At 32.0% G+C, this 16,141-nt stretch carries 16 protein-coding genes; 6 read left to right on the plus strand and 10 right to left on the minus strand.

What is annotated here, in order from left to right; genetic code table 11:
- Positions 1-66: 66 nt before the first annotated feature.
- The gene (gene modF, locus J3U63_RS01075) at positions 67-1,527 is read right to left on the minus strand and encodes a molybdate ABC transporter ATP-binding protein ModF (protein ID WP_267370211.1); all 1,461 of its coding nucleotides are present in this window, start codon (positions 1,525-1,527) and stop codon (positions 67-69) included.
- A 12-nt stretch (positions 1,528-1,539) separates the two neighbouring features.
- Positions 1,540-2,319: a TOBE domain-containing protein gene (locus J3U63_RS01080; protein ID WP_267370212.1), complete on the minus strand. Its 780-nt coding sequence runs from the start codon at positions 2,317-2,319 to the stop codon at positions 1,540-1,542.
- A 380-nt stretch (positions 2,320-2,699) separates the two neighbouring features.
- Here J3U63_RS01080 and modA point away from each other — a divergent pair, with 380 nt between their 5' ends.
- The 3 genes from modA to modC are packed head-to-tail and all read left to right on the plus strand — an operon-like array spanning position 2,700 to position 4,840.
- Positions 2,700-3,455 carry a molybdate ABC transporter substrate-binding protein gene (modA, locus tag J3U63_RS01085; RefSeq protein ID WP_416381275.1) on the plus strand — a complete coding sequence of 252 codons (756 nt, stop codon included), beginning with the start codon at positions 2,700-2,702 and terminating at the stop codon, positions 3,453-3,455.
- A gap of 8 nt (positions 3,456-3,463) precedes the next feature.
- On the plus strand, positions 3,464-4,153 hold the full coding sequence (gene modB / locus J3U63_RS01090) for a molybdate ABC transporter permease subunit (RefSeq protein ID WP_267370214.1): 690 nt from the start codon (positions 3,464-3,466) through the stop codon (positions 4,151-4,153).
- Between the two features lie 6 nt (positions 4,154-4,159).
- On the plus strand, positions 4,160-4,840 hold the full coding sequence (gene modC / locus J3U63_RS01095; RefSeq protein ID WP_267370215.1) for a molybdenum ABC transporter ATP-binding protein: 681 nt from the start codon (positions 4,160-4,162) through the stop codon (positions 4,838-4,840).
- Here the strand turns inward: modC and J3U63_RS01100 are convergent.
- From J3U63_RS01100 to J3U63_RS01115, 4 genes are all read right to left on the minus strand, one after another.
- The gene (locus tag J3U63_RS01100; RefSeq protein ID WP_267343796.1) at positions 4,819-5,571 is read right to left on the minus strand and encodes a UDP-2,3-diacylglucosamine diphosphatase; all 753 of its coding nucleotides are present in this window, start codon (positions 5,569-5,571) and stop codon (positions 4,819-4,821) included. The two genes, modC and J3U63_RS01100, sit on opposite strands and share 22 nt — an antisense overlap.
- Positions 5,564-6,055, minus strand: coding sequence for a peptidylprolyl isomerase B (gene ppiB, locus J3U63_RS01105; protein ID WP_065634976.1), 492 nt, complete (start codon positions 6,053-6,055; stop codon positions 5,564-5,566). Before ppiB ends, J3U63_RS01100 begins: the two co-directional genes overlap by 8 nt.
- A 67-nt stretch (positions 6,056-6,122) precedes the next feature.
- A complete protein-coding gene (gene folD, locus J3U63_RS01110) occupies positions 6,123-6,974 on the minus strand; it encodes a bifunctional methylenetetrahydrofolate dehydrogenase/methenyltetrahydrofolate cyclohydrolase FolD (RefSeq protein ID WP_267333157.1) in 852 nt (283 codons plus the stop codon).
- A gap of 80 nt (positions 6,975-7,054) precedes the next feature.
- Positions 7,055-7,732, minus strand: a complete 678-nt coding sequence (locus J3U63_RS01115; RefSeq protein ID WP_267333158.1) for a DUF2884 family protein — start codon at positions 7,730-7,732, stop codon at positions 7,055-7,057.
- Between the two features lie 485 nt (positions 7,733-8,217).
- Here J3U63_RS01115 and J3U63_RS01120 point away from each other — a divergent pair, with 485 nt between their 5' ends.
- On the plus strand, positions 8,218-8,484 hold the full coding sequence (locus tag J3U63_RS01120) for a GrxA family glutaredoxin (RefSeq protein WP_065634979.1): 267 nt from the start codon (positions 8,218-8,220) through the stop codon (positions 8,482-8,484).
- A gap of 44 nt (positions 8,485-8,528) precedes the next feature.
- Here J3U63_RS01120 and tsaB read toward each other — a convergent pair whose 3' ends face one another.
- The 4 genes from tsaB to J3U63_RS01140 all read right to left on the minus strand — a co-directional run bounded on the left by tsaB (position 8,529) and on the right by J3U63_RS01140 (position 13,434).
- Positions 8,529-9,209, minus strand: a complete 681-nt coding sequence (tsaB, locus tag J3U63_RS01125; protein ID WP_267370216.1) for a tRNA (adenosine(37)-N6)-threonylcarbamoyltransferase complex dimerization subunit type 1 TsaB — start codon at positions 9,207-9,209, stop codon at positions 8,529-8,531.
- A 15-nt stretch (positions 9,210-9,224) separates the two neighbouring features.
- On the minus strand, positions 9,225-11,135 hold the full coding sequence (locus J3U63_RS01130) for an ATP-dependent DNA helicase (RefSeq protein ID WP_267370218.1): 1,911 nt from the start codon (positions 11,133-11,135) through the stop codon (positions 9,225-9,227).
- A gap of 332 nt (positions 11,136-11,467) precedes the next feature.
- Positions 11,468-12,445: a glycosyltransferase family 8 protein gene (locus J3U63_RS01135; protein ID WP_267370220.1), complete on the minus strand. Its 978-nt coding sequence runs from the start codon at positions 12,443-12,445 to the stop codon at positions 11,468-11,470.
- Positions 12,446-12,456: 11 nt separating this feature from the next.
- Entirely contained in the window at positions 12,457-13,434 is a 978-nt protein-coding gene (locus J3U63_RS01140) for a glycosyltransferase family 8 protein (RefSeq protein WP_267370221.1), read from the minus strand.
- Positions 13,435-13,566: 132 nt separating this feature from the next.
- Here J3U63_RS01140 and J3U63_RS01145 point away from each other — a divergent pair, with 132 nt between their 5' ends.
- Both J3U63_RS01145 and J3U63_RS01150 read left to right on the plus strand, forming a co-directional pair.
- A complete protein-coding gene (locus J3U63_RS01145) occupies positions 13,567-14,508 on the plus strand; it encodes a glycosyltransferase family 8 protein (protein WP_267370223.1) in 942 nt (313 codons plus the stop codon).
- A 29-nt stretch (positions 14,509-14,537) separates the two neighbouring features.
- Complete coding sequence (locus tag J3U63_RS01150) at positions 14,538-16,136, plus strand: phosphoethanolamine transferase (protein WP_267370224.1); 1,599 nt, start codon at positions 14,538-14,540, stop codon at positions 16,134-16,136.
- The last annotated feature ends 5 nt before the right edge of the window (positions 16,137-16,141 follow it).

Genomic DNA, 16,141 nt, shown 5'->3' on the forward strand with positions numbered 1-16,141 from the left:
AAAATACGTTTTTTTTATTGATTATTTCTATTTTTAATACTGATTTTAATAGCTATTAACTAATGATTACTTAAGTGTCTCAATTTGGTATTGATAGCTGAGATCGAAATTAGGAACAAAAGTTAAACGATGAGTGATACATTTTGGCGCATCTTCGGCATGATGCGACACAAACAATAATTGCGTGTTTCCTTCCTTGATTAATCGATCTATCCAACCTTTGACTAATTCTCGGTTAAGATGATCTAATCCTTGCAATGGTTCATCTAAAATCAGCAAGGTTGGATGTTTAACTAAAGCACGAGCTATTAGCACTAATCGTTGCTGCCCCCACGATAGAGATTGAAAAGGCTTATCAGCTTGTGTGTATAATCCTAACAATTTAAGCCATTCATCGGCTAGCTTTGCTTGTTTATCGCTTGTGGCTTGATAGACACCAATTGAGTCAAAAAAACCCGAAACGAGTACTGTTTTAACGCTGGAACTGACACGATAATCAAGGTGTAAACTACTACTAACATAGCCAATATGCTTTTTAATGTCCCAAATAGTTTCACCTGAACCTCGTTTACGACCAAATAATGTTAGATCATTACTGTATCCTTGAGGATGATCACCGGTAATTAAACTTAATAGCGTTGATTTACCTGCACCATTAGGTCCAACTATTTGCCAGTTTTCACCCGCTTTTACCCGCCAAGTTAACCCATCGATAATAGCTTTATCATCGTAATGGACATAGCCATTATTTAAAACCACACGATCAATTTCGTTGGATAATGCAGCGGAAGGCACATCTGCATCAGGTAAAGGTACATTGGGTAAGCTTTCTAGATCAGCTAGCTGTTTAACTGTTTCGTCATTTAATATTGTTGCTTTGCTACCAAATTTCAAGAGCTGACAGTCAACAAGCAGACCAATATCTTCAATAAAAATGGGAATTTCATTAAAACGATTTAATACTAATACGATTGTTACCCCCTGTTTAGACAATTCACCAAGCTTATCAGCTAAATTTTCACGCGATAAAACATCTAAACCATCAAAAGGTTCATCTAAAATTAATAAATCGGGATTTGACATTAACGCTTTGCAAATTAGCGTTTTTCGTGTTTCACCTGTTGACAAGTATTTAAATTTTCTAGTCAGCAGCTGACTAATACCAAATTGTTTAGCCAACTGTAAACATCGCTCTTCATCTGTTTTAAATTCCTGTATGATTTGCGATGTCGTTAATCCTGTATCATTTTCGCCTTCACTAAGCATATCAGTATTATTGCGCTTCCATTCTTCATCGACCAACTTTTGTAATTGTTCAAAAGAAATATACGCTATTGATTCAAACTCATTAATCACATTACCCGATAGCAACGGTTGTTCACCGGCTAATGCTTTAGCTAAAACTGATTTACCGCTGCCATTACGTCCAACAAAAGCAACACTATGCCCCTGATTGATGGTTAATGATTCGATAACAAAAACTTTATGATCATTAATTTTATAGTGTGCGTGTTCAATATGTAACATAAATACCTCAAATTAAACTAATGTAGCAACAATAATATGCTGAGGATCAATTGATATTGTCAGCTTTTTGCCTGCAACTAATGCATAATCTTTAACTGTATTCGTTAATTTACTTGCATAAAGCATCATACCTGATGCTAAACAAAAGGCAATTTCAGTCCACTCACCATCTGTTGTGACTTTCTCAACTGTTACTGATAAACAATTTTCAAGCGAATCATTTAATTCAATCAAGGGAGCTTTAATTAACAGTAGCACAGTCTTGTCCATAGTTAACTTTAACCTTTCGAGACTTTTGTGAGTTATATAAGCTTTTAATTCCGTTTGATTATCGCCAAGCAAAACCGTAATAAAACCGGCAATGTTATTGGTCTCAATCCGTTTAACACTGCCATATAATTGATTACGTGCACTGGTTTGTAATGATAATTTTGCCGTAGCTTTTAAAATATCATCCAGGGGAACGTTATCATCACTTAAAATATTAAACGCGTTATGCTGTATGTGAGTCAAAAGATCATAAAGTTGAATAAATCTGACGGCATAAGCACTGAGTTTGGTTCCCCCACCATTTTTACCTCCAGTTATCGTTATCAAAAATGGCGTAGGCGCTAAACGATTAATTTCGCTCATTGCATCCCAAGCTGTTTTGTAGCTTATGCCAATTGATTTGGCGGCTTGGCTTAAAGAACCGGTTTGGTCAATGGCTTTAAGTAATGCTATACGCCTTGGATCAGTAAATAATTGCTGATTTGAATTTATAGTTAATAAAATTTCTGGAGAAAAGCTCATGACACCACCTTGATAAACTGAAAAACATCTTATTCAGATAATTTCAATTATTGTAGACGTTTTTTCAACGACCTTCAAAAAACTTACATCAAGTGAATTATGTTCTTTTTCAACGATCTTTTAGATCAATTATATAATTAAGTTATTTTGAACAATCCAATTTACAATCATTAACTTATGATTAAATCTGAAAAAGGTTTATCAATTTATCGATATATTTTATTTTATATAACGGAAAGTTTATTATAATATGATGCATCTGATGAGTGAGCGATATGATAGCGGTTTTAATTATCGATTTTTATGTTAAATCTCAGTTACCGCTTTACGCATCATCATCAATTTACAAAATTACATAAGTTATTTTTAGCGTGAGGGATATGATGAAAACACGTATTAACATTTTTTTAATGATAACAACCTTATTAACCACATTTTCCACTTTAGCTATTGAAAAAGTAACCCTATTTGCAGCGGCATCATTAACCAATGCGATGCAAGATATTGCAGCTGAATATAAAACAAATCACAAAAATCAGGAAATTATATTTTCGTTCGCTTCGTCATCGGTATTAGCCAAACAGATCGAACAAGGTGCGCCCGCTGATATTTTTATGTCAGCAGATCAAAAATGGATGACTTATTTAATAGAACATAATTTAGTTAAAAACAAAGAAGATTTACTTAAAAATTCTTTAGTATTAATCGCACCAAAACAGTCAAAATTAGAAAAAATCGATATTAATAGTAGCACTGACTGGAATGCAATTTTACCTAAAACAGAAAGATTAGCGATTGGCGATCCTGATCATGTTCCGGCTGGATTGTATGCCAAAGAATCCTTAACTTATTTAGGTGTATTTGATAAATTAGCTCCACAATTTGCACCAGCAAGTAATGTACGTGATGCGTTAATGCTGGTTGAACGTAACGAAGCTGCATTAGGCATTGTATATAGCACAGATGCAAAAATTAGTGATAAAGTCAAAATCATTGGTGTTTTTCCTACTAACTCATTTGATCCTATTGAGTACCCAATAGCATTGTTAAAACCCGAAGCGAAAGAGTTTTATCAATATTTAAAATCACCTGAAGCTAAACGCATATTTGAAAAATATGGTTTTGTAACAAAATAATAAAAATCATGATATTGACCGAATATGAATGGCAAACACTGCTACTGAGCTTAAAAATCGCGGGGGCTGCAATTTTATTCAGTTTACCAATTGGTATTTTGACTGCATGGATTTTAGCTAGATGCCAATTTTTAGGTAAATCACTTTTTGATAGTATTGTGCATTTGCCTCTAGTTTTACCCCCTGTCGTTTTAGGTTATTTGCTGCTAATAACCATGGGACGACATGGCTTTATAGGGGAGTGGTTAAGTTATTATTTACAGATAAGCTTTAGTTTTAATTGGCAAGGTGCCGCATTAGCATCGGCAGTTGTGGCATTTCCATTGATGGTTCGCTCCATTCGTCTAGCAATTGAATCCATCGATTTACGTTTAGAATGTGTTGCTCGAACATTAGGTGCAAGTCCATTAAAAGTATTCATAACTATTACACTACCATTAGCATTTCCTGGTATTTTAATGGGGATTGTATTAGGTTTTGCAAGATGTTTAGGTGAATTTGGTGCAACTATTACTTTTGTTTCTAATATCCAAGGTGAAACGCGAACACTACCGCTTGCTATGTATACGCTGTTACAAATGCCTAATGGCGAACATGCTGCATTGAGGTTATGTATAATATCCATTGTGTTGTCTTTGGCGGCACTATTTTTATCCGAAATGCTCAATCGTTGGCACAAGAAGAAATTATTTGGATAATGAGTTATGTTAGAAATAGATGTAAAAAAACAACTATCTTCCTTTGCATTTGAATTTAAACACTCAATACCTTGCCAAGGAGTGACAGCAATTTTAGGCGTATCAGGCTCGGGAAAATCAACTTTAATAAATCTTATTAATGGACTGATTAAACCTGACCATGGCAATATCTCGCTTAACCAAGTGACGTTGGTTGCCACCACTCAAAATATTTTTATTCCGCCTGAAAAACGAAACATTGCAACCGTCTTTCAAGATGCTTTGTTGTTTCCTCACTATAACGTGTTGAAAAACCTGACATATGGCATGAACAAACTCCATTTGCAAAAATTAGATGAAATGATTGAAGTACTTAATATTGGTCATTTATTAAATCGTTATCCTGCCATGCTATCTGGCGGAGAAAAACAACGTGTTGCTATTGGACGAGCGTTATTAACTAACCCACAATTATTATTAATGGATGAACCATTATCAGCCCTAGATATGCCGAGAAAAAAAGAGCTGTTAAGTTATATCGACCAGTTAATTAATGAAATAAAAATACCCGTCATTTACGTCACCCATAACATAAATGAAGTTAAGCGTATCGCCAACTATGTATTAATCTTAGAACAAGGTAAATTAAGAGATTTTGGCGAAAAAGATAGCATTTTACAAACTGATTATTTAAAAGAGTGGTTATAAAGTTTTAAAATATTACTGTTCGCTTCTTGCTTAATAAAAGATATACCGTCATGCCAAGCCCCAAGGACCAGACGAGTTACTGGCTGATTGTTAATAAAAAAATGATGAGTTGCCGGTTTATGCGTATGACCATGTACCATTATGTTAGCATTATAATTGCTCATCATATTTTCAACGGCATCTTGATTAACATCCATAATATTTTCTGACTTGATTTGATTATGTGCACTGCTTTCTTGACGTAGTTTACCTGCTATTTTTAAACGAATACGAAGTGGCAATAATAAAAAAAGGGTTTGTAACCATTTTTTATGCATTACTTTACGGAATTTTTGATATTGTGGATCATCAAGACATAACACATCACCATGCAAAAATATAATATTGCTATCTTGATTAGGTAAACAATTAATCTCTGGCAATATTGTCATATCACAGGCATTAGCATATTTTTTACCTAATAAAAAATCACGATTACCATGTACAAAATATTTTTTTATATGTCGGTTAGAAAGTTCATTTAGCGCATCGGCAATTTTACTATGTAAGATTGAATTGACATCGTCTCCAATCCAATAGTCAAAAAGATCACCTAAAATATAAAGTTCACAGTGATCGGGTAAACTGTCTAAGAAAGATAAAAAACCTGCTGTTATATCAAAATGATCGTGAGCAGGTTCATTATCAGTAAGATGAATATCTGCAATAAAATAACGAGTAGGATTATTCAACCGTTACACTCTTGATAATCACATCTTCAACAGGCACATCGGAATGCATGCCACTTCGACCTGTTTTGACTGCTTTAATTTTATCTACCACATCCATACCATCAACAACCTGCGCAAATACACAATAACCATAACCATTTACATCAGGTGATCGATAATTCAAATAATCATTATCCACTACATTAATAAAAAACTGTGCAGTCGCTGAATGAGGATCAGAGGTGCGAGCCATCGCTAAAGTACCCCGATCATTTTTCAGACCATTATCAGCTTCATTTTTAATAGGTGCTTTGGTTTTTTTCTGTTTCATACCGGGTTCAAAACCACCACCTTGAATCATAAAATTATTAATCACACGATGAAATACAGTGTTGTTGTAAAAACCCTCTTTGCAATATTCAACAAAATTTTTAACCGTTTCTGGCGCTTCATTATCGAAGGTTTTAATTTTAATATCACCTAAAGAAGTGTGAAATATAATCATAAAATGTTCCTTATTTCCATTTTTTTAATGTACATCTACCAATCCAAAATTCATCGAATCTATCAAATCAATGACTAAATTTTTCACATGCTTCAAGGGTGTTACTCATAAGCATAGCGACAGTCATAGGGCCAACACCGCCTGGAACTGGCGTTATCCATCCAGCTCGCTCAACGGCAGTTTCAAACTCTACATCACCAGCAAGCTTACCATTTGGTAATCGATTAATACCAACATCAATCACTATTGCACCTGGTTTTATCCACTCACCTTTTACATAATTAGCTATTCCAACACCGGCAACAACAATATCAGCATTGCTTACATGTTTAGCTAAATCTATAGTACGGCTATGGGTAATAGTCGTTGTACAACCTAATAATAACAGTTCTAATGCCATTGGCCGCCCAACAATACTCGACGCGCCTACAACCGTAGCATTCAGCCCAGATAAATTGACGCCTGTTGATTGTAACATTTTCACGACGCCATAAGGCGTACAAGGACGTAAAATTGGGTCTCTTTGTAGTAAATGTCCGATATTATATGGGTGAAAACCGTCAACATCTTTACTTGGATGGATCCGTTCAAGGACTTTAGTTTTATCGATATTATCAGGTAACGGAAGTTGCACTAAGATACCATGAACATCTTTACGCTCATTGAGCTCGTCAATCAGTGTTAACAAAGCTTCGGTCGTTGATTGAGGAAAATCATAAGCAAATGATGCAAAACCAACTTCATCACATGCTTTTTGTTTATTTTGCACATAAATTTTTGAAGCCGGATCCGAACCAACTTGGATAACAGCAAGTCCAGGAATAGATAATCCTTTAGCGACGCGTTCTTTTACTTTATTTGCAATGTCATTTCTAATTTGCTGAGCTAACTGTTTGCCATCAATTATACGTGCTGTCATAAATCTCTATGTCTTTCATTCTATCGTTTAAGATAGGCTATTTTCGCAAAAGTTTGTATCAATGTCTATTGACTTATTTATCAATGCTCGAGTTCGCTTAATATTTGCTGATATTGATTATTTATATCAGTAATAACTGAACAAATATGGGCATCAAAAGCCTTAAGTTTTGGCTTTTGTGCTTTCCATTCATTTTTTGAAATTTCATTGATTGTGGCATAATTTTGAAAGAAGTTAAAATTGACTAGACTCCCCCCCACAACATTATAAAAAATTCGTTGGCCTATCTCTTCGCCATCTTTTTTCAAATTATTAAAATTTTGATAGTGAAATTCTGTTCTACCATTTTCCGTAATAATCGACTGGTGTAACAATTTTACTAATCTTTTGTATAATTTATTTAATTCACTTTGTAACTTACTATCATTGCCAAGCTTATTTTTAATCGCATTTTCAAAACTAAATTTAACGCTAGACAACATAGTTAAAGCCTGCTGTTCAAGTTGTGGTAGCTGTTGCCTAATATTCTTTTGAAACATTAACGTCTGTTTTTGTTGTTGTGCATTTAGCAAAACGGGGCTTTGATTGAGCTCGACATTTCCATTAGATAAAATAGTTAGATCACTATTTTTATTGAAAATTCGCACATTTTTTTCAGTTATAGTAATATCATAGCTGGGTTTAACAGCGCATTGTTTTTGTTTAGCTACGGCGATAACTGGGAATATTAATAGAATTAACAATAATTTTTTTAACATATATACCCACTATTTAATAAGTTTACTGAATAAAAACTTTACGTTTGATACAGATTGAACACAAACGCATAAACCAGATGCCATTTTATATTAAGCTACTTGAAATATCATTTTTAATAGATAGTTTTCGCAAAATGAAACCGATCAAAACAGACAAATATTAATCTATTTTTATGTTAAAAAATCTCGCCTAAAATCAAAATGACTGTCGACTACATGAATAATTTTTAATTTTGTGGCGTTGATGTTTTATTTAAGTGCAACTTATTTCATCTAAAGTATAAAATTCACGTTAAACGCAATAACGCTCAAATTGACATATAAATAATCAATCTGATGTTAATTATTAAATTTGAGGTTCTATTTACTTTCAAAATTTATTATCAATAGATATAATCTATTTAATTAACTATGTTTAAGTGCTTTTTTTTCTATCAAAATTCAGTATAGTGAAATAAACTTAAATAAATGATTAGAGGTGAAAAATGTATACTGTAATTTTTGGCCGTCAGGGCTGTCCATATTGTTCAAGAGCTAAAGAATTAGCTGAAAAGTTATCACAAGAACGTGATGATTTTTCTTATCGTTATGTTGATATAAACGAAGAAGGCATTACTAAAGAAGATCTGTCTAAAAGCGTGGGTAAACCTGTCGAAACCGTTCCACAAATTTTCATTGATGAAAAACCAATTGGTGGTTGTACAGATTTTGAAGCTTATGCAAAAGAACATTTGGGACTTTTTAAAGAATAAAAAGTAATCTACTAAAATAAAAGCCACAGTTTGTGGCTTTTATTTTATCGACCGGGAAGCTTTTTCCAAGTGACTTCATTGCGCAAATAGGTCGGTTCAACATCCTCTACCGAGACCCATTCATTGTTTTGCCATTTTTGTTGAGCTAAAACAACCAAATCTTGAGCATGGGGTAATAGTATATCACTTTGCTTGATAGTGTTTATCATATCAGGATAGGTTTGCCAGCCGGTTCCCGCACTATAGGTATCGCTACTAAGATTTTCTACTTTGTCAAAAACACATTTAGGTGCAATTACGCATTCTGGAATCATAGCTTGCCATTGATTATGCTCATAACGGTATTGCCCTAAATACACCTCACTCATTCTAGCATCAATGGCGGCTAAAACGTGCGTTGCATGATTGGTTCGATAAGCACCTTGAGCTAAAGTCATTAACGTTGATACCCCTATCATGGGTTTATCAATGCCTAATGCTAACCCTTGAGCAACACCAATACCAATACGTACACCCGTAAAACTACCCGGTCCTTGTCCAAATGCGATTGCATCAATTTGTGACAGGGAACAGTTAGATTGTTTAAGAATATTATCAATCATCGGTAAAATTTGTTTAGTATGATCGCGGGCCGATATTTTAAAATCGTGCGTAATTTCATTACAATAAAGTAAAGCTACTGAACAAGCTTCTGTTGAGGTATCAATGGCTAAAATAGTACTCATGTTTTTTCCAATTTTTTATCCGTTAACTTTTTTTAATAAAAATTCTTTAACTTTGTTTATATCACGTGTTCTTGGTGATGGTGGTAAGCTGTTAATAAATGTTGCACCATAAGGTCGCATAACTAAACGATTATCACAGATTATAATTGCACCGCGATCATTATGATGACGAATTAATCGCCCTACGCCCTGTTTTAAAGTAATCACCGCTTCAGGTAACTGCACTTCGTTGAAGGCATCACCACCTTGCATTTGACAATCTTCCATACGGGCTTTAATTAACGGATCATCAGGTGATGTAAAAGGGAGTTTGTCAATAATAACACAAGACAAAGTATCTCCCCTAACATCAATTCCTTCCCAAAAACTACTTGTTGCAATTAATAGTGCATTACCACTGTGGATAAACTGATCTAACAATTTGATTTTACTGGTTTCACCCTGTACTAAAACGGGGAGTTTTGTCAATTCTCGAAACTGTTTAGCTAAAGCATGCATCATTGCATATGAAGTACATAAAAAGAAGCAACGCCCTTTGTTTGCTTCTATGACTGGCAATAAGATATCAACTAATTTTTCAGCATTCCCTTGTTCATTTGGCGATGGAATATAACGAGGTACACATAAAACCGTTTGATGTATATAATCAAAAGGACTTTCTAAAATAAGTGAATCGGCATCGGTTAAACCTAAACGTTTAGTAAAATAATCTAATTGATTATTGACAGAAAGCGTTGCTGAAGTAAAAATCCAACTGCCTTTACGTTCTGCTAATAGTTCTGTAAATTTATCCGCCACCGATAATGGCGTTAAAGCAAAAACAAAATAGTTATAACTACTTTCATACCAATAACTGAATCCTGTTACATCGGTTTGCTGTAATCGCTTTAATAACATGCTGTATTGACCGACTCTTTCAAAACAGTTATCTAAGGTTGAAGAACGTCCAACAGCTAGTTGCAATACTTCATGACAAAAAGTTAACGCATCAATGAGATAAGATAATTCTTTTTTAACGTCTTCTTGATGAAATAAATAACGCAAATTACCTTTTGGCGATTGCTGATTAATTGCTAGACGTAAATCTTGAGTACATTTTTGTAATTTATCTGCACATTGTTGTAGTTGCGACATATCTTTTACTTCAGTGCGATAAGTGAGGTTAATTTCTTTCGCAAGATCAAAAAGTTGACGACTAGTCAATTGTTGGCCAAAATAGTGACAAGCCAGATCCGGCAATTGATGAGCTTCATCAAAAATCATAACATCGGCTTTAGGAATCAATTCGCCAAATCCCGTGTCTTTTACAACAACATCAGCCAAAAAGAGATGATGGTTAACCACCACTACATCAGCATTTAATGCTCGTTTACGGGCTTTAACAACATAACAATCATTATAATGTTCACAATCACTTCCTAAGCAATTATCATTAGTGCTGGTTAATAATGGCCAAATGAGATTGTCTTCAGTTACAGTTGTACATTTGCTAATATCACCATCTTTAGTTTTAATCGACCAATTTTTAACACGGACTAAGTCAACCCTTAACGTTTTATCAAGGTCCCCCGCGGCAGCATATTGATGATATAAACGTTCCAAACAAAGATAATTAGCTCGACCTTTAAGCAATGCTATTTTACCTGTAAAATTTAATGCCTTTTTGATAATTGGCAAATCTTTGCTATATAACTGTTCTTGAAGATTTTTTGAACCAGTAGATAAAATAACTTTTTTATCACTACGAAGAGCGGGAACAAGATAAGCAAAAGTTTTACCGGTTCCTGTGCCAGCTTCAACTACAAGAGAGCGTTGTTTTTTTATTGATTCCGAGACTTTATTGGCCATATTGCGCTGCGGCTCTCTTGCCACAAAACCATCTATTGCTTTCGCCAGTAAACCATTCTCGGCAAAATCATCAACCACTTAACATGCACCTACTAATGAATAAGATAAGTTCAACACATCAATAAAATTAAGAAAAATATTTCAGGAATAACGTCAGAATAAAATGATTTCATCATCAAAATTATGATGGATTTATTGTAACTGAATTGAACAACTAACGACTAAAATAAGTTGTATACTATACCAGTAACCACCGAAAAAAGATATATCTAACCATGGTCGGTAATAGATACGCTATTTTAATATAATAAAATATATAACTATTACTCACTCATCGAATAACCATAAAAAAATCAACTTTTAAAACTGTAATCCTGATTTACCGTTAAAACCAATAAAAAAATAGCATATTATTTTTTTAATTTTGTTTTTAAATAAATAAGATAATGTTTAATTCCCGCCAAATATTTTTTTTGCTTGAACATCAACCGAGAGTATGCCCGAATTGATGAGGTCTTTTTATTGTTATAGGGGATTAAAGAGGCATTTTTCCATGGTGATTTTTCTAAATAATAATCAAATAATTTAGATCGATAAGGTTCATGCCAAGGTTTATTTTTAGTAATGTAATGAATTATTACCGTATTGTCTGGCACCATAACCATAGCATCTTCATTTCCATTAATTGATAATGCTAATAGATTATTAAATCTATTTTCTAATATCACTCTTCGTTCACCTATAGCAATATTTAATACATCTTGGTCTGGAAATTGGTATTTTTTACCACTATTTAATAATTGTAATGTTTTAGAGGTAATATTTTCCTGACACCATAACGGAATATTAATTAACATAACACCTGAATTAAAATAAGAACCAAAGGCAATATTATATTTAACGCATTGAGACTCTTGCATATAAGCGACATCGGCAACAGAAGCAATAATTGCCGAATCTAAATTAGTTTCATTGATAAATTCCAAAGACTTAAGACAAAGTGTATCACTATCAATATAAAGTAATCTGTCAGTGACATGTTTCAAAATCATAGGGGCAATTAATCGAACACATGCAGAAATTGGAAATTGCTCTGTATTTTTATGATCAACTTGAAAATGATCATTGATAACATATTCAGTTATATTAACGTTATTAGAGTTTATTGAAGCAAATTTTTTTCTATTTTCATCTGAAATACTGTGTGTAAACAAATGAAAATGAAGCTGATATTTTTTATTATTTTCGATAACTGAAATAATATTTACACCAGCAGGTAAGGCATAATTATCATCAAAACATAAAAGAATATGTAATACATCTTCATTGTTAATAAAGTTAGATAATAATTCATTTTTTGTAGTAATAAATTTATCAACATCAATCACAAAATAAACCTTTAGTGTTTTTTAAAAGCTTTATGTTTTAAATACAATAAATAATATTTAAAAGCTGAAAAATATTTATGCTCCTTAGCAAGCATTTTGGCATAACGCCTTGTTGTCGACGGTGCATTCTCATTGGCTAGTAATAGTTTATCATTTGCCCAAGGTGATAATAACAGATACTGTTGATAAAGTGGCGTTAGATACAATCGATACCAAGGTTTATTTCCGGTAACATAATGAATAATAACAGAACGTTGTTCAACTAAATCATCCTCTTTTCCACCAACAGTGAGTGCAGTTATATTATTAAATCGTCGAGGTAAAAATACTGTTTTACCTTTCATTAAAATGTTCAATACATCCTGATCAGCAAACTTATAGACTTTACCGCTATTTATCATAGTAAATGCTTTATCGGTTAAGTTGTTTTCTACCCACATATCTGTATTGATATAAATCATACCCGCATTAAAATATTCGCCATAAGTAATATTACATGCAGTGCTCTGTTTTTCTTGAGTCTTATCTACATCAGGCACCACAGCTGCATATTTATTATTTAAATCTGTATTGATTAATTCATTAAGATTATCAGTGCAAAGCACATCACAATCTAAATATAACACTCGAGAAGTCACTTTGTTCAAAATTTGAGGAACAACAAAGCGCAAACAAGTCGATGCTGACACATGTAAAACCAATGTGTCGGGATTAATTGAAAAATCATCACTAATTTCGTAATAAATGATAGAAACATTTGTTTTTTTTAATTCATTAAATTTTAGAATTTTTTCATTTGAAACATGATTACCAAATAAGTGGAAAACTAGATTTTTATCGGGGTTATTTACTATCACTGATGACATTGCAATGCCAGCCGGCATAGCATAGTTATCATCAAAACAAAAAGCGATGTGCAAAGTGGGTAAAGATTCGAGGGTATTGTTGAATAATGTTGTCATTTTACTGACAAAAAAATTTTCTTTCATCTTATACTGTTTTTTAGGTTATGGAGAAATAACTAAAAATATTGTAACATACCTTAATCTAAACTATGAATATATAATTAATTTTATAATTTAATAACTGAATGAAGTGAACTATATAAAGTAAAATCCAATATGGACAAAGAAATTATCAACATTGCTTATTGTACAGATTCTAACTACTTGGAACATGTATCAGTTTCAATAAAATCCATTATTTTAAATAATTTAACTGAAAAACTTCAATTTCATGTTTTTTTATATGATGTAAAAAATGAAGATATCGAAAAACTAAAAAAAACATCTTCTCTAATTACTATTTATGAAATAAAAAAAGATGAAATGAATCAATATCAGCATAAATTTTCAACAAGCCACATCTCAAATTCAACTTTCATTCGTCTCATAGTCCCTAGGTTGTTGTCAGGTAAAGTCGATAAATTACTATATCTTGATGCTGATGTATTATGTTTTTCAAATATCTCTGCTATTAATAAAATTAATATTAACAATATTATTTGTGCCGCAAGTTTAGACTCAATGCAGGAAAAACAAGATCCTAATGCAATTCGATTAAATATAAATTCTAATAGTTATTTTAATGCTGGCGTACTTTACATTAACATTGAAAATTGGATGAAATTTAATGTCGAAGATAAAACAAATGAGATATTGTATAAAAATAAAGATTTAAAATATGCCGATCAAGATGCCTTAAATATTGTGTTACAAGATCACATAAAAATAATTGACGCTAAATGGAATTATTTATTTACTTGGATGACTGATAAACAAAAAGAGACTTTTTTCGATAATAAAGAGACATTACCTTACTTTATTCATTTCACGGGCCCTAGAAAAATGTGGTACATCGAGCATGAAGGTTTGTCACAAAATGTATATCAATTCTATAAACATTTCACGCCATGGAGTAATGATGTCTTAAAATCTTACAAAAATAAAATGAGAGCGGTTGATTATAGAGTTTATGCCAAACAATTGTTTCGAAAAGGGGCGATAGTTAAGGGAATAAAAAGTTACTTAATGTATTTATATAGAAAATTAAATCGTCATTAAATTAAGAAAGATCTTAAAGGTTATATTTCATGCCCCAAATAAAGAGTTTAAATATCAAAATTCTAACAAAGCAGAATGTTTTTATTTTTATGTACTTTGCAATTATTTTTATCGCATATTACATAATAAATGTCGATAAATTAAAAAATTTTAGTTATACGTTTCTAATTTATTTTCTGTTTTTATTCATTTCCCCAAAAGTTAAGTTAATAAGATTAATAATATTTGGGTTATTCAATTTTATTTTAGGCATTGAACTATTTTTTAATTTTCGATATGGCCATATCAGTGAATCACTTTTGAAAACGGCTTTGGAAAATGATACAAATCAAAGCTACTTAATGATTCAACATGAATTTTTTGCAATCATACTACCCGCTTTTATTTTTTCATTCACTTATACCTATTTTATTTTTAATAAAATAAAAATATCTTTAAAAAATAGAATATTATATTGGTCAATAATTTGTGTCTGTTGCTTTTTCTTGTTTAAAAACACTCTATACTACTATTTATCAGATAAGCGACATGTTGTTGAATTTCAGGTCGATCCTTTTTTTTCAATAAATAAATCTGTACGTGTAAAATACCCAGTAGTAATTGGTAATTCGATTATTTTAGTCATTGATTATTTGGGTTTTAGCGAAAAATATACAAACGTCATTGAGCACGAAAACTTTAATCATTCAATCGTAAATTTACATAATGAAAATACATTTAACAAATATAAAAATATTATTTTCATTTTAGGTGAATCAGCCTATAAAGGGCGACATAGCATTTATGGATATAATAAAAATACAACACCAGAAATGCACAATATTTTTACTCAATCAAATAGCTGCATAGTACCAGAAGTTCATTCTCCTGCTTCTATCACTCGAGATTCAATCCCTATGTTATTCTCATTCGCCAAACCAAATGACGAGCAACCATTACTAGAAGAAAAAAATATAATAGAAATGGCGAACAATCAAAGCTATAAAACATCATGGATATCAAAAAATGGTGAATCAGGACCCCATAGTAGTAAATATTCAATTATTGCCAAATTAAGTAATATATTTATAGAAGATTTAAAAGACGATCTAGAGTTACCTAAACAATTAATTGAAACCAATTTTCAAAATAATGAAAAAAATTTCATTGTCATTCACTTAGCTGGTAGTCATAAACCTTACAAACTTGGGTATGATGAAGTTGATAAGATAAGTTTACCTGATGGCGATGATTATGATCGAACAATTCACCATACAGATCGAGTCATAAAAGAAATTTATACCATTTTAAAAGAAAAATTAGATGATTTTATTTTAATTTATACACCCGATCATGGCGAAATAGTTAACTTGGGACATGGATTATTGAGAAAATCCAAAGAATTTAGTAACCAATTTGAAATCCCACTAATGATATATTCATCTTATGATAATTATCCTTGTCAGGAAACCGAAAGTTACCGAAATGAAAACAAAATGATAAATACATCTAATCTTGTTTATTTATTAAGTAATTTACTTGGTTATTCTGTAAATATTGATCCATCCTTTATTAACAAAGATCTAATATTATCAGTAGATGGGAAATCTTACGAATATAACGACATTATAAAACAATACCAACCCTAGTATTG

The sequence above is a fragment of the Gilliamella sp. B2838 genome, assembly GCF_026536185.1.
Classification (GTDB): Bacteria; Pseudomonadota; Gammaproteobacteria; order Enterobacterales; family Orbaceae; genus Gilliamella.

Coding starts and splice junctions, on each gene's coding strand:
- modF (WP_267370211.1), bottom strand. CDS start 1,527: ATGTTACATATTGAACACGCACACTATAAAATTAATGATCATAAAGTT.
- J3U63_RS01080 (WP_267370212.1), bottom strand. CDS start 2,319: ATGAGCTTTTCTCCAGAAATTTTATTAACTATAAATTCAAATCAGCAA.
- modA (WP_416381275.1), top strand. CDS start 2,700: ATGATGAAAACACGTATTAACATTTTTTTAATGATAACAACCTTATTA.
- modB (WP_267370214.1), top strand. CDS start 3,464: ATGATATTGACCGAATATGAATGGCAAACACTGCTACTGAGCTTAAAA.
- modC (WP_267370215.1), top strand. CDS start 4,160: ATGTTAGAAATAGATGTAAAAAAACAACTATCTTCCTTTGCATTTGAA.
- ppiB (WP_065634976.1), bottom strand. CDS start 6,055: ATGATTATATTTCACACTTCTTTAGGTGATATTAAAATTAAAACCTTC.
- folD (WP_267333157.1), bottom strand. CDS start 6,974: ATGACAGCACGTATAATTGATGGCAAACAGTTAGCTCAGCAAATTAGA.
- J3U63_RS01115 (WP_267333158.1), bottom strand. CDS start 7,732: ATGTTAAAAAAATTATTGTTAATTCTATTAATATTCCCAGTTATCGCC.
- J3U63_RS01120 (WP_065634979.1), top strand. CDS start 8,218: ATGTATACTGTAATTTTTGGCCGTCAGGGCTGTCCATATTGTTCAAGA.
- tsaB (WP_267370216.1), bottom strand. CDS start 9,209: ATGAGTACTATTTTAGCCATTGATACCTCAACAGAAGCTTGTTCAGTA.
- J3U63_RS01140 (WP_267370221.1), bottom strand. CDS start 13,434: ATGAAAGAAAATTTTTTTGTCAGTAAAATGACAACATTATTCAACAAT.
- J3U63_RS01145 (WP_267370223.1), top strand. CDS start 13,567: ATGGACAAAGAAATTATCAACATTGCTTATTGTACAGATTCTAACTAC.
- J3U63_RS01150 (WP_267370224.1), top strand. CDS start 14,538: ATGCCCCAAATAAAGAGTTTAAATATCAAAATTCTAACAAAGCAGAAT.